The organism is Allosphingosinicella sp., from assembly GCF_035626655.1.
Taxonomy (GTDB): domain Bacteria; phylum Pseudomonadota; class Alphaproteobacteria; order Sphingomonadales; family Sphingomonadaceae; genus Allosphingosinicella.
Window position 1 is genome coordinate 168,279 of record NZ_DASPNF010000005.1, and the last position, 21,373, is coordinate 189,651.

Genomic DNA, 21,373 nt, shown 5'->3' on the forward strand with positions numbered 1-21,373 from the left:
CTCAATTCAGTCCTGCGGCGCGGTCGGCGAGCCGGTCGAGCGGGCCGAGCGCCCGGACGAAATCGTCGAGTGCCGGCCGGGCGCTGACGCCGGCGGCGCTGTCCTCGGCCGAGACGAGGATCGCCACCGCGCGCTGCGGCCCGCCCAAAAGGCGCGTCTTCAGCGTCGCCAGTTTCACCTCGATCCCGCTCCCGGTCAGCACGTCGCCGACCCGGTAGAAGCTCAGCACCTCGCGCGCCACCCCGTTGGAGGCGATCCGTTCCGCGCGCCCGTCAGGCGGGGCGCCGGCATTGGCGGTCCAGGCCCAGGCGCCCTCGGGCTGCACCGCGCCCTGGCCGAAGCCGACCAGCTCGCGGCCCTCGCTCTGGCTGGCGAAGACGACGATGGCGAGATCGACGGTGCGCCCTTTCGCGTCGCGAAAATGGGCGAGGCGGATGCGGTCGGCGCCGGCAAAGTGGGGCTGCCAGGGCCGCCCCTGCCCCTGCGGCACGATCTGCCAGCCCGGCACGTCCGGCAAAGCGATCTCGGCGGGGACCGGATGCGCACCGCTGGCGCTGACCAGGAACAGCCAGGCGACCGGCGCGACGATCAGGCCGACGATGCCCCCGGCGACGGCGTTCAGGCGCGCGGCGCGCGGCGCTTCGGGCTGCAGCGTCTTCGGATCGAACCAGGGCTCGTTCACGCCCCGGTCGAAGAAGCGCCAGCCCAGAGCGAGGATGATCGCGATCACGACCGCGAAGAAGATGCCGCCATAGACGACATGGTCGAAGCCGGCGGCGAGGTCCACGCTGCCGGTGCGATGGGCGACGTAGATGGTGAGCCAGGCGCGGACGCCGTTGGCGAAGATCGGCACGGCGAGCGAGACGCCGATAAAGGCGAGGCGCCTTTTCCACGAGCGGAAGCAGACGTTCGCGACCAGGGCGCCGAACGCGGCCATGGCGATCAGGAACTTCACCCCGGCGCAGGCCTCCGCGACCTCGAAATAGCCGGTCGGCGTGGTGATGAAGATGCCTTCGAGATGGGCGGTGACGCCGGTGAGCGAAAGCAGAAAGGAGGCAATCTGCGCCGTCACCGTCTGCATCGCCGGCACCAGCTCCTCGCCCGCGGGGACGAGGAACAAGGCGTAGAAGAGCGGGAAGGCCAGCCCCCTCGCCACGGCCTTGCCGAGCAGCGCGATCACCGAGCCCTGCAGCATGAACAGCAGGCCGAGATGGCGGGCGAAGGCAACGCCGCCGGCCTCGCCGAGCATCCAGCCCAGCGCGCCGGCGCCGACCAGCAGCAGCCCGGGCCACCAGGCGGCCGGCGTCAGCTGCGCGAGCTCCCGCCTGCGCTGCGCGACCAGCCACCAGAGGATGAACGGGATCAGCAGGCAATGGTTGAAGGTCGAACTGTTCCACCAGATCGCGGCGATCGCCTCGGCATCGTGGTAGAAGAGCAGCAGGATGGCGGCGGCGGCGAAGGCGAGGACGAGCAGATGCGGGCGCCAGCCGAGCGCCAGGACGGAGGTCCGCGGGAGGGCGAGGGCGGTCATGCGGCGAGCCCCGCCATCTCGGCCAGGGGGGCGAGCTGCGCGTCCCAGCTATAGCCTTCGATCATCCGGCGCCGGGCGGCCTCGCCCAGGGCGGCCGCGCGGGCGGGATCGCCGAGCAGGGCGAGGATTGCCTCGGCCTGCTCGTCCGGCTCCTCCGCGACGAGGAGATCCCGCCCCGGCTCGGCCTCGATGCCGCTGAAGGCGGCGGGCGTGGCGACCACCGGCCGGCCCATGGCCATGGCCTCGAGCACCTTGTTCTGCACGCCGCGGGCGATGGCCAGCGGCGCCACCACGACCGAGGCGGCGGTCAGCCAGGGACGGACGTCCGGCACCTCGCCGGTGACGATCACGCCCGGCAGCTCGCCCAGGGCCTTCACGTCGGCCGCGGGGTCGCGCCCGACAATGGCGAATTGCACTTGGGGACAGGACCGGCGGACCAGCGGCAAGACCTGCGCCGCGAAGGCGGCGACCGCCTCGATATTCGGGCGGTAGGACATCTGCCCCGTGAAGACGAGCAGAGGCCCCGGCAAGGCACGGTCTAGGGGCGGGATCGGCGCCGCCGGATCGTAGAAGTCGAGGTCGATGCCGTTGGGCAAGGCGCGGATGTCGGCGTCGATCCTGCCGGCGCGCGCGCGGAACAAGGCGGTTTCCGCCTCGGTGATGAACAGGCTGAGATCGGCGCGCCGCGCGATGCGCTTTTCCAGCGAGCGCACGCGGATCGCTTCGTGGAGATTAACCAGCCAGTGCTTGCCGCGGTCGGTCTTCGCGTAGCTGGCGAACTTGGCCGAGTCGACGTCGCAAAAGTCCATGACGAAGCGCGGTCCGGCGCGGACATATTGCGCCATCTGGAAGGAGAAGGCGACGATCGTCTCGATCGGCCGCTCGGCGAGGATGCGGTCGACAAAGGCCTGCATCGCCGCGCTGCGATAAGCCGCGTTGACCAGGGACTCCTGCCGCAGGAGTGCGCTCATGATCCATTTGCCGGGCTCCTGAATCCGGCGCTCGAGGTGAACCTCGCCCAGCGCCTCCCTCATGGCGGCGCGCATGGGCGGGACCTGTTCATGGTCGGAGTCGAGTTCGGTGAAGGCGGCGAGATGGACCTTCGCATGGCGGCCGAGATGGCGGAGCAGATGCCAGGAGCGCATCCGGTCGCCCCGGTCCGGCGGATGGGGAATGCGATGGGCGAGGAAGAGGACCTCCTTCATCAGCCCAGCCCCCGCGAGATGACGGGCCCGAGCCGGTTGGCGGCCCAGAGCGGCAGCCTTTGCCAGGCGGCGATCTTCAGCCGGTATCTGGGGTCGAGCGGGTTGACCGCGCGCGGCGCGGCGCCGTCGGCGGCCCGCACGGCATAGGTGAGCGGATGCTCGTCGAAGCCCCAGATGCGCTTGCGGTCCCAGGGGCCGGTGCCGATCTTGGAGCGGCCGAAATCGGCGCGCGTGCAACCGGCCTCCAGCGCGCGGCGCATCACCTCATAATAGACGAGATCGTTGGCGCGCCATTGCCGCGCCTCGCGCGTGCCGCCGCCCCAATAGGGGGAGCAACAGCCTTCGAAGGTGAAGCTCAGCATGGTGGCCAGCGGGCGGCCGTCCTTCCAGACCAGGTCGATCCGGGCCTCGTCGCCGAAGGCGTCGAGCGCGGCCTCGAACAGGCGGCGCGGGAAGACCGGGGTGCCGAGATTGCGGACGCTTTCCGCATAGACGAGGTAATGGGCATCGCGGTGCCGCCGGTCGGTGCCGCTGCTGCTTTCAAGGCCGAAGCCCTGCGCCCGGCGCACCTCGGCGCGCTGCCGGCGCGGGATGGAGGCGAGCAGCGCCTCGACCGTCCCGGGAAGGGCACGGTCGAAGCGCGCATAACTGCCGGTGCTGGCCAGCCAGCCCGCGGGGACCGGGCCGCCGCGCAGCTCGGCCGAGGCGCAGCCCAGCCGTTCGGCGAGCTCCCAGGCGGCGCGGGCCAAAGCCTCGGCGGCCCGCTTGTCCGCAGCGAGGATGCCGCCGCTCGTGCCGAAGCCCGTGGAGACCAGGGCATTGCCGAACAGAGGCGAGCGGATCTCGGTCAGCGGCAGCACGCCGCAGACCGCGCCTTCTTGTTCGGCGACCAGATAATGGCCCCGTTGCCGGGTGCCACGCTCGACCGCCGCGGTCCATTTCGGCAGATGCACGAAGCTCCCCGCCTCATGGCCGCGCACGAAGGCGTCGAGCCGGGGGTCGCCGGGCTCGGCCGGGTGCACCGCCAGCGGGGCGAAGGCGGCCGGCGCGTTCATTGCAGCCGCGCCCGTTCGGCGGCGGCGACTTCGTCGGTCCGCCCCCATTGATGGTCGCGCAGCAATTTCAGGAGCTTGGCCTCCATCACTTCCAGATTGGTGTAATGGCGGATCTTGGAGCGCGCCGATGCGTCGGACACGCGCGGCTGGTCCGGATCGACCTCCCAGGGATGGAAGTAAAAAATGGCGGGCCGCTCCTCGTCGCGGTTCACGCGCCGGATCGCCCAGCTGGAGAAGCCGTAGGGGAGCAGCCGGAAGAAGCCCCCGCCCCCGGCCGCGAACCGCCGTCCGGCGAGGTCGACCGTGGTGACCGGCAGCTCGATCAGCTCGGCGCCGGCGACCGGCCGCCAGGCGAAGCGCGGCGCCTCCCGCCAGCCATAATGGTCGTGGCGGACCGGGGCGACGCTGGAGGAATAGAGATAGCCGCGCTCGGCCAGGACAGGGTGCGCCCAGGGCGTGCGCGCGTCGATCGAGAAGCTCGGCGCCCGGTAGCCGGTCGGCGACTTGCCCGACGCGTCCTCGATCGCCTTGTGCGCCTTGTCGAGATCGGCCCGGAAGCCTTTTTCGTCCATGGTGAAGACCCGCTGGTGATCCCAGCCATGGCTGGCGATCTCGTGGCCCGCGCCGGCGATCCGGCGGATGAGGGCGGGATGGCGCGCCGCGACCCAGCCGAGCGTGAAGAAGGTCGCCTTTACGCCCGCTTCGCCGAAGAGGGCGAGGACGCGGTCGGTGTTCAGCTCGACGCGGCGCGGGAGGGTCTCCCACGCCGAACGATCGATCACCTTCTCGAAGGCGCCGACCTGGAACCAGTCCTCGACATCGACTGAGAGCGCGTTCCTCATCCGTCCCCCGGGGCCTAAGCCGCGTGGGTGCGGTGATAGGCCGGTTCCTGAGAGTTTTCGACCCAGTCGACGAGCAGGATCAGCACGCGGCGGAGCAGCGCCTCCTGCTCCTCGGCCCGCGCCTCGAGCGCCGCGATCCTTTGCTCGAGCATGGGATCGGCGACGACGACCGGCTCGGGGGCCGGGACTGCCTCGACCGTGCGGCGGGCGGAGCGGAGCGAAAAGACCTTCTCCTCCGCGGGCATGGGCTCGGCGGCGATCGGCTCCGCGGGCGCGACGGGCACGGGCGCGACGGCCGGCCGGGCCGGGGCATCGGCGCCCAGGTCAGCGGCCACGGCCTCGACCGTCGCGGCCGTCACCAGCTCGGCATCTTCCAGCGCCGCGGCCAGCATGACGCGCTGCATCAGCTGGTTCACCTTGCGCGGGATGCCACTCGAGTGACGGTGGACGGCGTCGAAGGCCGCGGGCTCGAACTCGGGATTGCCCTGCCAGTCCACCCTTGTCAGGCGGTGGCGGACATAGGACGCCACCTCGTCCGCGCCCATCGCGTCGAGATGATGGGTGGCGATGACCCGCTGGCGCAACTGCTCGAGGCCGGGCGCGGCGAGCTTGTCCCGGAATTCGGGCTGGCCGAGCAGCACGATCTGCAGCAGCGCCCGCCCGCCAATCTGGAAGTTGGAGAGCATGCGCAGCTCTTCCAGCGCTGACACCGGCAGGTTCTGCGCCTCGTCGACGATCAACAAAGTGCGTTTGCCGGCGCGCAGCTCCTCCTCGAGCCGCTGCTCGACCAGGTCCAGCAGCCGCGCCTTCTCTTGCCTGTCGGTCGCGACGCCGAGGCCCTGGGCGACGAGCCGGAGCATGTCGTCGCCCTCGACCTGGGTCGAGACCAGGCTGATCGCGTTGAGCCGCGCCCGGTCGATATTGGCCAATACGTGCGCGACCAGGGTGGACTTGCCCGCGCCGATCTCGCCGGTGACGGTGATGAAGCCCTCGCCCTGGGCGAGACCGTAGCCGAGATAGGCCATCGCCTTCTTGTGCGTCCGGCTGTCGAACCAGAAACGCGCGTCGGGCGTCAGCTGGAAGGGCTGGCCGGTCAGGCGATAATGGTTGGTGTACATAGACAATTACTCCGCGAGCACAGGCTCTTAGAACGTGTACCTCAGACCGCCGAGAGCCGAGGCGTTGGTCGCGCTGTCGATGCCGTCGTCGGTATTGTAGATGCCGACCGAGGCCAGCAGCCGGAGGCGCTCCAGGAACAGGCTCCGGTTGTAGCTGAAGGTCGCGCCGAGCGTGCGCACCGTGTTCGGGTCCACATCGTTCGAATACCAGCTGGCGAAGGCGTCGAAATTGACCTCCGAGGTCCTGCTCAGCTGGCGCGCGATTGAGCCGTAGACCGACCAGCTGTCGTCCGTCTGCGCGAAGGAGGAGACACCGGCCAAAGCCGGGCGGGCATAGCGGCGATGGACGTAGCCGGCGCCGATGCCGTAGCTCCACAGACCGCGCTCGCCGGAGAAGACGAGGCTGCCGCCGCGGGCGCGGAAGGTCGAGCCGGTGATCGACGAGAGCGACCGGTCGAAGCAGCGGCCGCCCTGCCCGCTCCGGCTGAACGCGCAGCCGCCGAGGCCGCCGGTCAGCGGATCGCGGTTGACGTCGAGGTCCACCGGCAGGCCGGCAAAGTCGTTGGTCAGCGAGCGGCCGAACGTCTCGACCGTGTCGAACACCTCGGCATGGACGCCCTGATGCTCGTTGATCTGGTGATCGAGCGAGCCCGAATAGGTGGTGCCGCCATAACGGTGGCCGGCGCGGACCTGCAGCTCGGTGCGCGGGCTGGGCCGCCAGATGATGCCGCCGTCATACATCAGGCCGGACTGGTCGTAGGTGAGCAGCCTGGGCGCGCTCGGATCCGGGGTCGGGCCGTTCGGGCCGATCACCGGGAAGCCGCCCGCGTCGCGCACGAAATCGAGCTGGCTGGCCTCGATATCCTCATAGCCGACGCCGGCCGTGACGGCGAGCGTCGCGCTCAGCGGCACGACGATGTCGCCGCGGACATACATGCCCTGGAATTCCTGGTCGAAGCGACCCGACGTGTCCTCGCGGGCATAGCCGGCGCTGACCGTCCAGCCGATCGGCAGGCCGCGGCCCGGCGCCATGCCGATGCTCGCGGTCGCGCTCTGCGCGGTCGAATGGTCGAAATCCTCGTCAAGCGGGCTGTTCGGGCGGTGATCGTCCACCCAGACCGAGCCGAGCCGGTAGGAGGCGTTGATCGCCAGCGGCCCGGCATGGGTCGAGAGGGTCGGGCCGACATAGGCCGAATAGACGTCGACATTGTCGGTGCGGTTGGTGACGCCGAAGACGCGGCCGTCGCCGCCGGTGCGGGTGGCGAGGCCGCCCGCATCGATCTGCAGCGCGCCCGGGACGACCTGGAGGTTGACCATGGCAAGGCCGGCATGGGCGTCGCGGTCGATGCCGCCGTCCTGCCAGTCGATGTCGCGCTCGTAGCGATAGCTGACCTGGGCGGTGACCCGCCGCGTCTGCACGGTGCCGTCAACCCCGGCGGCGACGCTCGTATAGGTCAGGGTCTCGCCGCCGCTGTCGAGGTCGGCACTGAGCACCTGGGCGACTTCGAGATAGGCCGAGACGTCGGTCCGCGCGCGCTGCGGGCGGTTGCTGCGCCGGCGGCTGGGCCGGGGCTCCTCGCCCGCCTGCGGATCGCCGTCCCGGGCGTTGCTGCCGTCCTGGCCGCCGCCCGAGGGCGAGGACGCGACCGGGCCGCCAAAGCTGCCATAGCCGAGGCGCTCCTGCGCCTGCGCGGCCCCCGCCGCGACGACGGCGGCGCCCAGCGCCAGCGTGAGGCGCGTCAGGCGGCGCGCGAGTGCAAGCTCAGTCTTCATGGCCATATCCATCATATGAGCCGAACTTGCGCCCGGTGACCGCGAGGCCTGCTCCATTCAGGATCAGGCTGATCTCGCAGCCCTGGAGCAGGCCGATGGCCTCGCGCAGGTCGGCTTCGGTTGTCTGGTCGGCGCGCACGACGACGAGCGCCCGGCCGACAAGGCCGGCGAGCACAATCGCGTGGGACGCCATCAACACCGGCGGCGAATCGAACAGGATGATCCGCCGCTGATTGCCGGCGAGCTTCGCCAGCACCTCCCTGCATCGGTCCGAAGCAAGCAGCTCCGGCACATTATTGGTCTTGGCGCCGGCGGGCAGGACCGAGAGGCCCGGCACGTCGGTGCGGATAACGAAGGCTTCGGGATCGGAATCGTTGTCGAGCAAGGCGTCGACGAGGCCTGGCCCGCCGGCGATGCCGAGCTTGGCCAGCGCGTCGGGCTTCAGGAAGTCCGCCTCGACGAGCAGCACTTCCAGCTCCTTCTCGCCGGCAAGGCTGAGCGCGAGATTGATGGCCGAGAAGGTCTTGCCTTCCTTCGGCTGCGACGAGCAGACGAGCACGGTGCGCCGTTGCTCCTCGGTCTGCCGCCTCGCCGCCGCGATGTCGGACAGCAAGGTGTGCTTGAGCAGCCGGAACTCCTCGGCGATTGCGTTCATCGGCGCGCCGGGGACGATGAAGCCGTTGGCGGCCAGCACGTCGCGATTGATCTCCGCCACTTCGCCGGCCGGCTCGGCGGTGCGGGGCGCGGTGAAAACGGGGCGGGCCGGCTCCGGCGCCGGGGCGGGCGCCGGCTTCGGCGCCTCGACCGCGACGGACATGGGCTCGGGGGTCGGCTCGGGCACCGGCACGGGGGCCGGCGCCGGGACGGGCGCGCGCGCCTGCTCGGGCTGCGCCGCGGGCGCGGGGCCGCGCAGGGCGGAGCCGAGATCGTACATCTCGGCGGCGCGCTCGAGCAGCGACTGGGGGATATGCTTGGCCATCTCGCTCCTCACGCCACGCCGCTGCGCTGCCAGAATTCGACGAGCATCAGCACGACCCAGGCGCCGCCGAGCGCCGCCAACGTGCCGCCGAGCAGCACGAGCTTCTTGCGCCGCCGGCTGCGCTCGAACGCGCTCACCACCTCGCTGACCGTGCCCATGACCTTGAGGCCGGTGACCTGGACGAGGCGGTTGGCGGTCGGGAAGGTGGTCTGCAGCTGCGCCTTGACGAAGGCCGCGGCGACGCCCGCGCCGATCGCGACGATCAGCACCAGGGTCAGGAAGATCGGCCGGTTCGGCGCCGCGGGTGCGCTCGGCACGCTGGGCGGCTCGACGACCGAGACGCTGATCGGGCTGGTGCGGCTGTTGATGTCGCGGCGCAGGCGGATCTGCTCGCGCTGCGCGACCAGCTGGTCATATTGCGTCTTCAGCGTGTTGTAGTCGCTGGCGAGCTGGCTCTGCTGGGCGGCGAGGCTGGGCTCGGTCGACTGGCGCGCGGAGAGCTGGCCGAGATCGGCCTGGAGCTGGTTGCGGCGGGTCATCGCCGCGCTCAGCTGCGCCTCGCGCTCCGCCATCATCGCGCGCAGCGAGACGTAGGAGGGATTGGAGATGCCGCCGGTATTGCCGGAGCTGCGCTCCTGCGCCGCATAGGGCCGGAGGCGCGCGATCTGGGCGCGGGCGGCGACGATGTCGGGATGCGATTCGGTCCAGCCGCGGGCGAGATTCTGTGCGATCTGCCCCTGCAGCTGCGCGATCTGGCCGGTGGCGGTGCCGCTGCTCTCGCCGGCCATGCCCGGGAGGGTCGCCGGGGTCGAGGCGAGCTGGGCGCGCATCGCGGTGAGCGACGCCTGGTGGGCGGCGATCTGCTGTTCGAGCCCGGCCATCTCGGTGCGCGCGGCGTTCATCCGGTCGGAGATCGTGCCGGTGCCGGGGAGCGCGCCCATGAAGCGCTGCTCGAACTCGACCCGGCGCTGCTCGGCCTCGCGCAGCGCGGCCTCGCGGCGGCGGAGCTCCTCGTCCAGCACTTCGAGACCCTGGCCGGCTTCCTGCCGGTCGCCCGACATGTTCTGCTCGCGAAAGGCGTCGATCAGCCCTTGGACGGTGCCGGCGGCGGTGCGCGCATTCTGGGCGTTGGAGAAGCCGGAAATGTTGGAGCTGGCCTTGATCTCGAGGCCGCCGTCGGGTTGCTGGGTGACGGTGATCCGCGTGCGCAGCGCCGAGACGACCGCGGACAGGTCCCGGTCATTGGCAACCAGCGAGTTGAGGTCGGTGCGGCGGACGACGCGCGTCAGATTTTCGTTCGAGACGAGGGTCTGCTTCAGGCGCAGCATCTGGGCGTTGCGGTCCTCGACCGTGCTGCCCGGCAGGTTGGCGAAGACCTGCTGCTGCTGGATGAAGAGGCGGGCCTTGGCCTCGTAGCTGTTCGGGATCAGGGCAATGACCAGCCAGCCCAGCACGGCCACGCCCCAGGCGACGCCGGCCGCGAGCCAGCGGCGGCGCCACACCTGGTGCAGGGCGATCCTGATCTGGCTGTAAAGTCCGTCCATTATCGGCGGGAATCCTTCGGTTCAGGCCTCGGGTTCAGCGGGCGGGCGTCAGAACATGCTCTCGGGGATGATGATGACGTCGCCCGGCTCCAGCCGGACGTTGGCGCGGATGTCGCCGCGCCGGAGCAGGTCGGTGATCCTGAGGTCATATTCGCGCTGCTGCCCGCTCGCGCGATCGGTGCGGATCAGGCGGGCGCGGTTGCCGGCGGCATATTCGGAGAGGCCGCCGACCGCGATCATCCCGTCGAGCAGGGTCATGTTCGCGCGATAGGGGATCGCCGCCGGGCGCTCGGTGGCGCCGACGATGCGGATCTGCTGCGAGAAGGTGCCCTGCGGGCGGTTCAGGATGACCGAGACCTGCGGGTCCGTGATGTAACGGGTCAGCACCTCGCGGATGTCGTCGGCGAGCTGGGCCGGGGTCTTGCCGGCGGCGATCATGTCGCTGATCAACGGCGTGGTGATGCGGCCGTCGGGGCGGACCTGGACGTTCGCGCCGAGCTCCGCATTGCGCCAGACGAAGATGGTGATCTCGTCCATCGGGCCGATGACGTAGCTCTCGCCGACCTGGGACGCGGCGGTATCGGACGCGGAGGCGGCCGGCGGCAGGAAACGGGTGCCGCCGCTGCCGCCGCAGCCGGCGAGCGCCAGCATGCTCACAGAGGCGGCAAGGCCGGCGAAGAACCTGGCGGAAACGCGCATGATCAAACCCTCTTCACTCGCTCCGATCCCCTGTGCCGGACGTCCCCGAAGGGGATGAAAGGCGCGGGAAGTCGGCCTGCTATGCGGGCAAGAGGTAAAATTAGCGTTAGGAACGAGGCGCATGCCCAGCGGTGTCCCGCTTTGGGACCGGCCGCCCGAAAGGCGTTAATTGCGCGCGTTCAGAACCATCTCCAGCGCCGGCTGCTGGGTGAGGAAGCCCTGCGGGCTGGCCGAGAGGCCGTAGGCCCCCGCGAGGAAGACCGCGACCAGGTCGCCGACCTCGGCGCGCGGCGTCATGACGTCATCGGCCAGCCGGTCGAGCGGCGTGCAGAGGCAGCCGACGATATTGACCTCCTCCTCCGCCTCCTCGCCGAAATGGCTGGCGATGGCGGCGGGATAGTTGCGGCGCACGACCTGGCCGAAATTGCCGGAGGCGGCGAGCTGGTGATGGAGGCCGCCGTCGACGATCAGGAAGGTCTTGTTGTGGCTCACCTTCCGGTCGACGATCCGGGTCAGGTAGACGCCGCATTCGCCGACGAGCCAGCGGCCGAGCTCGATCGCGAACTGGGTGTCCCTCAGGATCGGGGCGCGGGCGGCAAGGCCATCGCCGAGGGCAATGCCGACCTTCTCGACGTCGAGCGCCTGTTCACCGTGGAAATGCGGGATGCCGAAGCCGCCGCCGAGATTGACCAGCGGTGGCGATGCCCCCGCTTCCTCGGCGAGCTGGGCGGCCAGCGCCAAGGTGGCGGCCTGCGCCTCGATCAGGGCATCGGCGTCGAGCGCCTGCGAGCCCGCGAAGATGTGGAAGCCGCGCCAGTCGGCGCCGCTGTCGACGATGCGGCGGACCAGAGCGGGCACGCGCGCCGCATCGACGCCGAACGGCTTGGCGCCGCCGCCCATGCGCATGCCCGAGCCCTTGATCTCGAAATCGGGGTTCACGCGGACGGCGAGCCGCGGCCGCAGACCGATCTTCCGGCCGATGCTGAGCGCTCGCTCGACCTCGCCTTCGGATTCGGCGTTGAGCGTAAGCCCCTCCTGGATCGCCTCGGAGAGCTCGCCGTCGCGCTTGCCGGGCCCCGCGAAGCTGATCCTGTCCGCGCTCGTGCCGGACTCCAGGGCAAAGTCCATCTCGCCGACCGAGGCGATGTCGAGGCCGTCGACCTGCTTCGCGACATGATCGAGCAACGGCTGATAGGAGTTTGCTTTTATGGCATAATGCAGGTGCACGCCGGGGAAGGCGGCGCGGTAGCGGGCGATCTTCGCGTCGATCAAAGCGAGGTCGTAGACGAAGAGCGGCGTGTCGCCGGCCTCCGCGACGAGCGCGTCGGCGCGTCGGCCGCCGATCAGCAGCATATTGTCCTCGTCCGCCGCGAAGCCGGCGGGGATCGGGCCCATGGGCTTGCTCATGCGTTCAGCTCGTCCTTCAGGAGGTTGCGGTCAAGCTTCCCGTTCGGGCTGCGCGGCAGCTCGTCGCGCCAGATGATCCTTGATGGCTGCATGAAATTGGGGAGCTGCTTCTTCAGAAAGGCTCTGAACTCCTCCTCCTGCACGCTCCGGTCCGGGCGGACGACCAGCGCGATCCCCTCGCCGAGCCGGTCGTCCGGATAGCCCAGAGCGACCGCCTCGTAGACCAGGCCCGAGGCGATCGCCGCCTCCTCCACCTCGGTCGGGCTGACCCGATTGCCGGAGGTCTTGATCATCCCGTCCTCGCGGCCGACGAAATAGAGCAATCCTTGCGGATCGCGGCGCACCATGTCGCCCGACCAGACGGCGATGCCGCCGAAAGACGAGTGCGCCGGCGCGGGCTTGAAGCGCTCGGCGGTGCGCGCCGGATCCTGCCAATAGCCCTTGGCGACGAGCGGGCCGGCATGGACCAGCTCGCCCTCGACGGCGTCCCTGCCCTCCCCGTCCACGACCATGATCTCGGCGAAGGGAATGGCCATGCCTATCGAATCGGGATGCGCGTCGAGCAAGGCCGGCTCGAGATAGGTGGAGCGGAAGGCCTCGGTGAGGCCGTACATCGAATAGATGTCCGCGGCCGGGAAGACCTCGCGCATCCGCCGGACGACCGAGGGTGCGAGCTTGCCGCCGCTATTGGTGAGCCGGCGCAGGGAGAGCGCGGCCGCGGGCGGCCAGGGCGCCTCGACCAGTTGTACCCAGAGCGGAGGAACACCGGCCAAGGTGCTGATCTGGTTGCGTTCGACCGCGCGCATCACGTCCCTGGCGGTGAGATAGTCGAGCGGCACCACCGCCCCGCCCGCCGCCCAGGTGGAGAGCAGCTGGTTCTGGCCATAATCGAAGCTGAGCGGCAGCACCGCCAGCGTGCGGTCCTCAGGGGTCAGGCGCAGATAATGCGCGACGCTGATCGCACCGAGCCACAAATTGGCATGGCTGAGCATCACCCCCTTTGGCCGGCCGGTGGAGCCGGACGTATAGAGCAAGGCCGCGAGATCTTCGGGATCGTGGCCGGAGGGGCCGAGTGCGTCGCCATGCTCGAACAATGCGTTCGCCTCCGCCTCGTCGAGGACCGGACAGCTGACGTCCCCCGCCTCGAGCGTGGCGAGCCGCGCAGTGCCGCTGATGAGCAGGGAAGCGCCGCAATCGGCGAGGATATGGGCGACCTGCATCCGCTTCAGCAAGGGATTGACCGGGACGTGGACGAAGCCGGCGCGCGCCGCCGCCAAAGGCAGCAGGCTGGTCAGCCGGTTCTTCGGCAGCCAGGAGGCGATCCGGTCGCCATGCCTCAGGCCCCGCGCCCGCAGCGCCGCGGCCAGGCGGCCGACGGCGTCCTCCAGAGCGGCATAATCGAGCATGCCCTCGCGGCTCAGCAAAGCCGGCGCCGCGGGATCGCCGCGCAGGGTGAGATGGTCGAGCGGCTGCGGCGTGGGATCGGGGGAGGTCAACTTCATTCCTGCTTAAAGGAGGGCATGATAGGGCGGCGGCGAAGGGGCATAAAGCGTGACGGTTAACATCGCTTTGTTCACAGATCTGGACGCCGTGGCGGAGGATGCGGCGGGGGCGCTGGACCGTGCGCGCCAGGCGAGCCCCTATGATCGCCTGTCCTGGTTTCGCCTGCTGCACGCCCATGTCCCCCCGCCGGGCAGCCTTGCCGTCTGGCGGGCGCGGGACGGCGAGAAGGCCGCCTGGCTGTTCCTGGCGGTGGAGGGCCGGAAAGCGCGCGCCTACGCCGCCTGGTATTCGTTGCGATTCAACGGGATAGGCGAAAATGACGTCATGACGCCGCTGGCCGTAGCGATCCGCAGGAGTGGCATTGCCGAACTGGAACTGGCCCCGATCGAGGATCCAGAGCCCTTGGCCGCCGCCTTCCGGGCCGCCGGCTGGAAGGTGCGGCTGACCGAGAAGACCGGCAACTGGCGCGTGCGCACCGAAGGCGAGGACTTCGCCGCTTACTGGGCGAAGCGGCCGGGCCAGCTGCGCAGCACCGCGAAGCGCAAGGCCAGGGCGGCCGGGCTCGACCTGGAGATATTCGACCGGTTCGACGAGGGCGCCTGGGCGGCCTACGAAGAGGTCTATCGCGCGAGCTGGAAGCCCGAGGAAGGCTCCTTCCCCTTCCTCCGCGCGCTCGCCGAGCAGGAAGGCGCGGCCGGCACGCTCCGGCTCGGGGTCGCGCGCAAGGACGGCAAGCCCCTGGCGGTGCAGCTCTGGCTCGTCGAGAATGGCGAGGCGACGATCCACAAGCTCGCCTATCGCGAGGATGCGAAGGAGCACTCGCCCGGGACCATCCTCGGCGAGGCGATGTTCCGCCGCGCGATCGACCAGGACCGGGTCAAGGTCATCGATTACGGCACCGGCGACGACGCCTATAAGCGCGACTGGATGGAGGAGAGGCGGCCGCTCTGGCGGCTCGAGGCGTGGAATCCCGGGACGCTGCGCGGCCTCGCGGGTTCGGCGCGCGCGCTTGCGGGGCGGCTCCGCAGGGGTTAGTCCGCGCTGCACGACAAAGGGGAAGAGCAGAGACATGGCCGCCGCGCCCAATGATGGACTAGAGGTCGAGGCGACCCTGCGCGCCGTGCTCGCCGACGTGCTCGGGCTGGACCCGGCGCGCGTCGCCGGCTTCCGCGAGGAAACACCTCTGTTCGGGGCCCTGCCGGAGTTCGATTCGATGGCCGTCGCCGGCCTGCTCACCGAGCTCGAGGAGAGGCTCGGCATCCTGATCGAGGACCATGAGGTCGACGCCGACATGATGGAGACGTTCGGCGCGCTCCTGACCTTCGCGCGCAGCAAGACCCTGATATGAGCGGGGCCGGCCTCGCCTTCGAGACGTTCGAGAGCGGCGGCCGCGCGGAATGGCTGATGCGGATCGGGGCGGAGGACGCCCCCGCCATCCTCTTCGTCCCACCGCTCTTCGAGGAGATGAACCGGACGCGGGCGCTGCTTGCCGCGGTGATGCGCCGGCTGGCGGCCGAGGGCTTCGGCTGCTGGCTGCCCGACCTCGGCGGCACCGGCGAAAGCGGGGCGGCGCTGGCTGACATGGCCTGGGGCGACTGGCGTCATGACGTCACCGCCGCCGCCGCTTATGTGGCGGAGAAGGCGGGCAAGCCACTGACCGCGGCGATGCGCGGCGGGGTGTTGCTCGACGATGCGGCGACGGCGCGCGGCCATTGGCGGTTCGCCCCGGTGGACGGGCTGGCGCTGCAGCGGGACATGGTGCGCGCCGGCCTCGCGGGCGTGGAATGGGCGGGCTATGCGCCTTCCGATGCGCTGAAGGCGGGGCTGGCCGGCGCCACGGCGGCCGCGGTCTCGCCGCTGCGCACGGTGCGGCTTGCGACCGACGCGCAGGCGGCGGACCTCAAGCTGGACGGGCCGGCGCTGTGGCGGCGGTCCGAACCCGGCACGTCGGAGGAACTGGCCGTGGCGCTGGCCGCCGACCTAGCCGAATGGTGCCGCGCGTGCGCCGCCTGATCGCCTTTCCCTGTGGCGACGCGACCCTGGCGGGGAGCGTCGATGTTGGCGAAGGTGCCGCGCAGGGTGTCTTGCTGGTGATCGGGGGGAGCCAGACCCGGATCGGTTCGCATCGGATGTATGAAAGGCTTGCCAAGGCACTGGCGGATAAGGGCTATGCCTGCTTCCGCTATGACCGGCGCGGGGTTGGCGACAGCAATGGCGAGGATCCCGGCTTCAGGGGGAGCGGGCCGGACCTGAAGGCGGCGGCCGACGCGTTCCGGCGCGAGGTGCCTCGCCTCAGGTCGGTGATCGGCTTCGGCCTCTGCGACGGGGCCAGCGCGCTTGCACTTTACGGCGACGAGGCCGGGCTGGACGGGCTGATCCTCGCCAATCCCTGGCTGGTCGAGGCCGAGGAGGGCGCCCCTGCCCCGGCCGCGATCCGCGCGCATTACCGCAAGCGGCTGCTGAGTTGGGAAGGCTGGAAGCGCCTCCTGACGGGAGCGGTCAATTTCAGGAAGTTATGGCGCGGCATTCGCAGCCTGTTCTTGCGGAAGCAGCCGGAAAGCCTGTCCAACGACGTCGCCCGGGCGCTGCTCCGTCATCGGCTCCCCGCCGAGGTCATCCTCTGCCGCGGCGACAATACAGCGATCGCGGCCGACGCCGAGATCCGCGGCTGGACCTATCCCGACCTGATCCGCGCGACCCAGGTGATCGAGACCGATTCGCATACCTTCGCCCGTCCGGGCGACGACGCGATGCTGCTCATGGCCGTGGAAACGGCGATGGCGGCATTCGCGGAGGACGAAGCTCAGGCCTCCTGAAGCGCGGGCTCGGCGGTTTCGAAGTCCGCCTCGGCGAGGAATTTCTCGGCGTCGAGCGCGGCCATGCAGCCGGTGCCGGCGGCGGTGACCGCCTGGCGGTAGATCTTGTCCATCACGTCGCCGCAGGCGAAGACGCCGGGCACGCTGGTGCGGGTCGTGCCGGTCTCGACGCGGAGATAGCCGTCATCGTCGAGGTCGAGATGGCCGCGGAACAGCCCGGTCGCCGGCGAATGGCCGATGGCGACGAAGGCACCCTCCGTGTCCAGCCGCTCGATCTCGCCCGTCTTGGTGTCCCTGAGGTCGACCGCGACCAGGGTCTCGGGCGTGCCGCCCGCGACGAACCGGGCGACCTCACTGTTCCAGCGGACGTTGATGTTGGGATGGGCGAACAGTCGCTGCTGCAGGATCTTCTCGGCCCTGAGCGAGTCGCGGCGGTGGATCAGCGTCACGTCATGGCTGTGGTTGGTCATGTATAGCGCTTCCTCGACCGCGGTGTTGCCGCCGCCGATCACCACCACCTTCTTGCCCCGGTAGAAGAAGCCGTCGCAGGTTGCGCAGGCGCTGACGCCCTTCCCTTTCAGATGCTCCTCGGTGGGCAGGTTCAGCCAGCGCGCCTGCGCGCCGGTCGCGATCACCAGGGTGTCGCCCAGATAAACGGTGCCGCTGTCCCCCTCGAGCCGGAACGGACGCTGGCTGAGGTCGACCTTCGAGATATGGTCCCATTCCATCTTGGTGCCGACATGCTCGGCCTGCTTCTGCATCTGCTCCATCAGCCAGGGACCCTGGATGACGTCCGCGAAGCCGGGATAATTCTCGACATCGGTGGTGATGGTGAGCTGGCCGCCGGGCTGGATGCCCTGGACGACGATCGGCGCGAGGCCGGCGCGGGCGGCGTAGATTGCGGCGGTCAGCCCGGCCGGGCCGGAGCCGAGGATGATCATGCGAGAGCTGTGGGTAGCGGTCATCGAAACGACTTAGGGACTGCACCCCCGGTCGGCAACGGCCCATTTGCCGGGACTCGCGGGCGCTGGTATGAGCCGCGGCCATGACCCAGCACAACAATCCCATGGGCCTCGACGGCTTCGAGTTCGTCGAGTTCACCGGCCCCGATCCCGCGGCGCTCGCCAACCTGTTCACGGCGATGGGCTTCACCCATCTCGCCAATCACCGCTCGAAGAACGTGCGGCGCTACACCCAGGGCGACATCAACTTCCTTCTGAACATGGAGCCGACCGGCCAGGTCGCGGACTTCCGCGAGGCGCACGGCCCCTCCGCCAACGCCATGGCCTTCCGGGTGAAGGATTCGGCCGAGGCGCTGAAGCTCGCGGTCGAGCGCGGCGCGGTGCCGGTGGCGGGAGAGCGCGGGCCGGGCGAGCTCGACATTCCCGCGATCGAGGGGATTGGCGGGGCGAACCTCTACCTGGTCGACAGGAAGGGCCCCCGGACCATCTACGACGTGGACTTCGTGCCGGTGGAAGGCGCCACCCCCGAGCAGAACAGCGTCGGCCTGCACACGCTCGATCATCTCACTCACAATCTGCGCCGCGGGCGGATGGATTATTGGGCCGGCTATTACGAGCGGATCTTCAACTTCCGCGAGATTCGCTATTTCGACATCGAGGGGAAGCAGACCGCCCTGCTCAGCCGGGCGATGACCGCGCCGGACGACAAGATCCGCATCCCGCTCAACGAGAGTCAGGACGAGCACAGCCAGATCGAGGAGTTCATCCGCGACTATAAGGGCGAGGGCATCCAGCACCTGGCGCTGGCCACGGACGACATTTTCGGCACCGTGGACAAGCTGCGCGCCAACGGCATCCGCTTCCAGGACACGCCCGACACCTATTACGACATGATCGACAAGCGCGTGCCGGGCCACGGCCACTCGGTCGAGGAGATGCGCAAGCGCCGTATCCTGATCGACGGCTCGCCCGAGACGGGCGAGGGTCTGCTGCTGCAGATCTTCACCGAGAATATGGTCGGCCCGATCTTCTTCGAGATCATCCAGCGCAAGGGCAATGAGGGCTTCGGCGAGGGCAATTTCAAGGCTTTGTTCGAGAGCATCGAGCTCGACCAGATCCGTCGCGGGGTGATTCCGGCGAAGGCGGAGGCCTAGGATGTAACTCCTCCCCGGACCGGGGAGGAGTTCGCCTACCGCTTCCCCTCGCCCGCGCGGTAATCCGCTCGCCGCGTGTGCAGGGTCGGGGCGCCGTGGGTGCGGCTGAACTGGTCGCGGAGCGAGCGGGCGAGGCCCGCGAGCGCCTCCTGCATCTCGGCCGGCAGCGACAGATAGCAGGACAGGAGCTCGCTCGGCCCTTCCTGCAGCCACTCGCCCTCGCTGCGCCGGCCCGTCAGCACATAGACAATATCGACGTCGGCCTGGGCCAGCCGGGCAAGATAATCCGCCCGGAGTTCGCGCCGGTCATTTTCGTAGAGGCTCTGTTTCGGCACGTCCGTCCCGACGAGATCGGCGAATTCCGCCTGTTTTAGCCCAAGCCGCTTGCGTTCTTCTGCGAGGCGCGTGCCGAAACTCATCTGTTTTGAAAAATCCTGCTTGACAATTCAGTGGAAAGCGATGAACTAGTACGCGGATTCATCCCTTTTGGACCTCATGTATGCCGAGCCTTGCCGCCCTGTTCAATGAAGGCGCGCCCGTTTTTCTCGCGGCCAGGAGATGCTGACGCGCCTGCCCCGGCAGCCGACCCGGCCGCGAGAAGCCAGGCGGTGATGCCGGAGGGTCCTGCCCCCCAGTCGTTCACGCCGCGGGAGCTGCTGCTGGCCGCGGCCGCGCGCGCCGTGCTCGCCGCCTTCCGCGAACCGCTGGAGCAGAAACGGCTGGCTGCGCCGGCGACGGCCACCCTGCGGCTGCTCGAGACGGCGCTTGAACCCTATCGCGCCGATCCCGCTTTGCCCGGCCCGAAGCCGCGCAAATAGACCCTTCCGCGCCCGCAAGCTGCCCGATACACTCGCCTTTCCCTGGGGAGAGGCTGATTATGACCGAGGTGTTGCGGACGGGGCAATTCAAGGCGGACGAGGCGGGCGATTCCCCCCGATGGGAGGAGGATGCGCTTGGCTTCCTGATCGCCCCGATCGCCAAGGAGGACTTCCTCGAAAATTATTACGAGCGGAAGCCGCTGATCAACATCAGGAACGAGCCGGACCGCTATGCCGACCTCTTGACGCTCGACATCGTCGACCATTTCATCAACTCGGCGGACCTGCGCGAAGGGCTGGTCGACCTCACCAACCACCGCAACCGGATCGAGCGGACCGACTATATCGACGATGACGGCCGGGTCAGCCGCGCGATCGTCGCCGAGGAATATCTGAACGGCGCGACGATCATCCTGCCGCAGCTGCACGATTCTATCTTCAACCTCGGCGAATTCTGCCGGGCGCTGGAGGAAGTGCTGACCTGCCACATGCAGACCAATATCTATCTGACCCCGCAGGTCGCCGAGGACGGCGAGGCCAATCAGGGCTTCCCGCCCCATTATGACAATCACGACGTGTTCGTTATGCAGATTTCGGGCTCCAAGGCCTGGCGCGTCTACGGTACCGCGGTGGAGACGCCGTTCCGGGGCGAGCGCTTCGAGGTCGGCCGCTACGAGCCCGGCGAGGTCACGCAGGAATTCACGCTGAACCCTGGCGACTGCCTCTATCTGCCGCGCGGGATCATGCACGACGCGGAGAATGCCGGCGAGGAGCCTTCGCTGCACATCACCGTCGGCATGATCACCAAGACCTGGGCGGACCTTTTGCTCGAGTCGATCTCCGAGCTGGCCTTGAGCTCGCCCGATTTCCGCCGCTCGCTGCCCGCCGGCTATGCCCAGCGCGACTTCGACCGCGAGCAGGCGCGCCAGCATTTCGACAAGCTCATCAAATTGATCTCGAAGAATGCCAGCATGGACGGCGCCTTCGACCTGCTCGCCGACAATTTCGTGCGCGGGCGGCGGCCGAACGTCTCCGGCGTGATCTCCGCCTCGGCCGTAGCCCGGCCCGACGACCGCTACCGCCGCCGCCGCTTCGTGCCCTGGAACGTCGCCGACGACGAAGGCAAGTTGATCCTGATCGGCCCGGGCGGCGACCTCGAGTTCAAGGCGGAAGAAGGGGATGCGCTGGACATCGCGCTCAGCGGCGACGTCTTCACCGCGGCGGACCTGAACCATGAGAAGCCGGACGAACTGATCCGCAGCCTCTGGGCCGGCGGCTATCTGGAGCGGATCGCTTCATAAGGAGAGACCCCGGCGCCAGGCCGGGGTCTGCTCTGCCTCTTCCCAAAAGGCGGCCTCAGGGATAGCAGGCGCGCGGGCGCTGGCAATCAAATTGATACCGGGATTTCCCCGGGTCAGCGGGGCCGGCGGCAATGCTCGCGGACGGCCCGGACCAACGCGAAGTCGCCGGCCTCGCGCGCGATCCGCTCGCCTTCCGCGCAATTGCCGGCGCGGACCACCTCGCCCACGCGGCGGCCGAGCGCCACCGCCTCGGCCTCGGTGCGCGATTCGAGCGGGGAATAAGCGGGGACGGTGTTGCTCTGCGGCTCGGCGGCCGGCTGCGCCGTCGCGATCTCGGCGTCGATCGAATCCCGGTTCACGCCGCCCCAGGGCGTGAACAGGCCCGCATAGGGATTGGCCGGGGCCTGCGGGGATGGCGCGGGCGCAGCGGGCTGCGCCGCCACGGGGGCGGCGACGAGGCCAAAAGCAAGCAAGGCGAATGCCGGGCGCATCGCGCCAAGATAGGCGCATCGCCGCCGGATGGAAGGGTTTTGCGGAAAAGCGATGGTAGCGGAGGAGGGACTTGAACCCCCGACACGCGGATTATGATTCCGCTGCTCTAACCAGCTGAGCTACTCCGCCCCACCATCGTCGGGCCGCTTCGGCGAGCCGCGCGGCCCTTGGGCG

General features: G+C 69.4%; 21 protein-coding genes and 1 tRNA gene. 7 read left to right on the forward strand and 15 right to left on the reverse strand.

What is annotated here, in order from left to right:
- Nucleotide 1: 1 nt before the first annotated feature.
- From xrtA to VEC11_RS03685, 11 genes are all read right to left on the reverse strand, one after another.
- Nucleotides 2-1,531 (reverse strand): exosortase A, encoded by a 1,530-nt coding sequence (xrtA, locus tag VEC11_RS03635; protein WP_464129160.1) that lies wholly within the window; start codon nt 1,529-1,531, stop codon nt 2-4.
- Entirely contained in the window at nt 1,528-2,736 is a 1,209-nt protein-coding gene (locus VEC11_RS03640; protein WP_464129162.1) for a TIGR03087 family PEP-CTERM/XrtA system glycosyltransferase, read from the reverse strand. The genes xrtA and VEC11_RS03640 overlap by 4 nt, the downstream gene beginning before the upstream one ends.
- Nucleotides 2,736-3,791, reverse strand: a complete 1,056-nt coding sequence (locus VEC11_RS03645) for a FemAB family XrtA/PEP-CTERM system-associated protein (protein ID WP_464129163.1) — start codon at nt 3,789-3,791, stop codon at nt 2,736-2,738. Before VEC11_RS03645 ends, VEC11_RS03640 begins: the two co-directional genes overlap by 1 nt.
- Nucleotides 3,788-4,633, reverse strand: coding sequence for an XrtA system polysaccharide deacetylase (locus VEC11_RS03650; protein WP_464129165.1), 846 nt, complete (start codon nt 4,631-4,633; stop codon nt 3,788-3,790). The genes VEC11_RS03645 and VEC11_RS03650 overlap by 4 nt, the downstream gene beginning before the upstream one ends.
- Before the next feature lie 14 nt (nt 4,634-4,647).
- Nucleotides 4,648-5,751 carry an ExeA family protein gene (locus VEC11_RS03655; RefSeq protein ID WP_464129167.1) on the reverse strand — a complete coding sequence of 368 codons (1,104 nt, stop codon included), beginning with the start codon at nt 5,749-5,751 and terminating at the stop codon, nt 4,648-4,650.
- 27 nt (nt 5,752-5,778) lie between these two features.
- Nucleotides 5,779-7,524 (reverse strand): hypothetical protein, encoded by a 1,746-nt coding sequence (locus VEC11_RS03660; RefSeq protein ID WP_464129168.1) that lies wholly within the window; start codon nt 7,522-7,524, stop codon nt 5,779-5,781.
- Complete coding sequence (locus VEC11_RS03665; protein WP_464129170.1) at nt 7,514-8,503, reverse strand: P-loop NTPase family protein; 990 nt, start codon at nt 8,501-8,503, stop codon at nt 7,514-7,516. The genes VEC11_RS03660 and VEC11_RS03665 overlap by 11 nt, the downstream gene beginning before the upstream one ends.
- A gap of 8 nt (nt 8,504-8,511) precedes the next feature.
- Nucleotides 8,512-10,047 (reverse strand): XrtA system polysaccharide chain length determinant, encoded by a 1,536-nt coding sequence (locus VEC11_RS03670; protein ID WP_464129172.1) that lies wholly within the window; start codon nt 10,045-10,047, stop codon nt 8,512-8,514.
- Nucleotides 10,048-10,095: 48 nt separating this feature from the next.
- Nucleotides 10,096-10,746, reverse strand: coding sequence for an XrtA/PEP-CTERM system exopolysaccharide export protein (locus VEC11_RS03675; RefSeq protein WP_464129173.1), 651 nt, complete (start codon nt 10,744-10,746; stop codon nt 10,096-10,098).
- A 165-nt stretch (nt 10,747-10,911) separates the two neighbouring features.
- Nucleotides 10,912-12,153 (reverse strand): pyridoxal-dependent decarboxylase, exosortase A system-associated, encoded by a 1,242-nt coding sequence (locus VEC11_RS03680; RefSeq protein WP_464129174.1) that lies wholly within the window; start codon nt 12,151-12,153, stop codon nt 10,912-10,914.
- Complete coding sequence (locus tag VEC11_RS03685; RefSeq protein ID WP_464129176.1) at nt 12,150-13,655, reverse strand: acyl-CoA ligase (AMP-forming), exosortase A system-associated; 1,506 nt, start codon at nt 13,653-13,655, stop codon at nt 12,150-12,152. Before VEC11_RS03685 ends, VEC11_RS03680 begins: the two co-directional genes overlap by 4 nt.
- A 49-nt stretch (nt 13,656-13,704) precedes the next feature.
- Between VEC11_RS03685 and VEC11_RS03690 the strand changes: the two genes are divergently transcribed.
- From VEC11_RS03690 to VEC11_RS03705, 4 genes are read left to right on the forward strand one after another with little or no spacing between them, the layout of a single operon-like run.
- Complete coding sequence (locus tag VEC11_RS03690) at nt 13,705-14,691, forward strand: GNAT family N-acetyltransferase (RefSeq protein ID WP_464129177.1); 987 nt, start codon at nt 13,705-13,707, stop codon at nt 14,689-14,691.
- Nucleotides 14,692-14,725: 34 nt separating this feature from the next.
- Nucleotides 14,726-15,004, forward strand: coding sequence for an acyl carrier protein (locus VEC11_RS03695; protein WP_464129178.1), 279 nt, complete (start codon nt 14,726-14,728; stop codon nt 15,002-15,004).
- Entirely contained in the window at nt 15,001-15,669 is a 669-nt protein-coding gene (locus VEC11_RS03700) for an alpha/beta fold hydrolase (RefSeq protein WP_464129180.1), read from the forward strand. The genes VEC11_RS03695 and VEC11_RS03700 overlap by 4 nt, the downstream gene beginning before the upstream one ends.
- Nucleotides 15,657-16,472 carry a hydrolase 1, exosortase A system-associated gene (locus tag VEC11_RS03705; RefSeq protein ID WP_464129182.1) on the forward strand — a complete coding sequence of 272 codons (816 nt, stop codon included), beginning with the start codon at nt 15,657-15,659 and terminating at the stop codon, nt 16,470-16,472. The genes VEC11_RS03700 and VEC11_RS03705 overlap by 13 nt, the downstream gene beginning before the upstream one ends.
- Here VEC11_RS03705 and trxB read toward each other — a convergent pair.
- Entirely contained in the window at nt 16,460-17,437 is a 978-nt protein-coding gene (gene trxB, locus VEC11_RS03710; protein ID WP_464129183.1) for a thioredoxin-disulfide reductase, read from the reverse strand. The two genes, VEC11_RS03705 and trxB, sit on opposite strands and share 13 nt — an antisense overlap.
- An 80-nt stretch (nt 17,438-17,517) precedes the next feature.
- Between trxB and hppD the strand changes: the two genes are divergently transcribed.
- Nucleotides 17,518-18,588: a 4-hydroxyphenylpyruvate dioxygenase gene (gene hppD, locus VEC11_RS03715; protein WP_464129184.1), complete on the forward strand. Its 1,071-nt coding sequence runs from the start codon at nt 17,518-17,520 to the stop codon at nt 18,586-18,588.
- Nucleotides 18,589-18,623: 35 nt separating this feature from the next.
- Here the strand turns inward: hppD and VEC11_RS03720 are convergent, their stop codons facing one another.
- The gene (locus VEC11_RS03720) at nt 18,624-19,007 is read right to left on the reverse strand and encodes a helix-turn-helix domain-containing protein (RefSeq protein WP_464129186.1); all 384 of its coding nucleotides are present in this window, start codon (nt 19,005-19,007) and stop codon (nt 18,624-18,626) included.
- A 192-nt stretch (nt 19,008-19,199) separates the two neighbouring features.
- Between VEC11_RS03720 and VEC11_RS03725 the strand changes: the two genes are divergently transcribed.
- Both VEC11_RS03725 and VEC11_RS03730 read left to right on the forward strand, forming a co-directional pair.
- Nucleotides 19,200-19,406: a hypothetical protein gene (locus VEC11_RS03725; RefSeq protein ID WP_464129187.1), complete on the forward strand. Its 207-nt coding sequence runs from the start codon at nt 19,200-19,202 to the stop codon at nt 19,404-19,406.
- 59 nt (nt 19,407-19,465) lie between these two features.
- Nucleotides 19,466-20,707, forward strand: coding sequence for a cupin domain-containing protein (locus VEC11_RS03730; RefSeq protein WP_464129188.1), 1,242 nt, complete (start codon nt 19,466-19,468; stop codon nt 20,705-20,707).
- Nucleotides 20,708-20,820: 113 nt separating this feature from the next.
- Here the strand turns inward: VEC11_RS03730 and VEC11_RS03735 are convergent, their stop codons facing one another.
- The gene (locus VEC11_RS03735; RefSeq protein ID WP_464129190.1) at nt 20,821-21,198 is read right to left on the reverse strand and encodes a hypothetical protein; all 378 of its coding nucleotides are present in this window, start codon (nt 21,196-21,198) and stop codon (nt 20,821-20,823) included.
- A gap of 53 nt (nt 21,199-21,251) precedes the next feature.
- A tRNA-Met gene (locus tag VEC11_RS03740) sits at nt 21,252-21,328 on the reverse strand.
- Nucleotides 21,329-21,373: the final 45 nt, after the last annotated feature.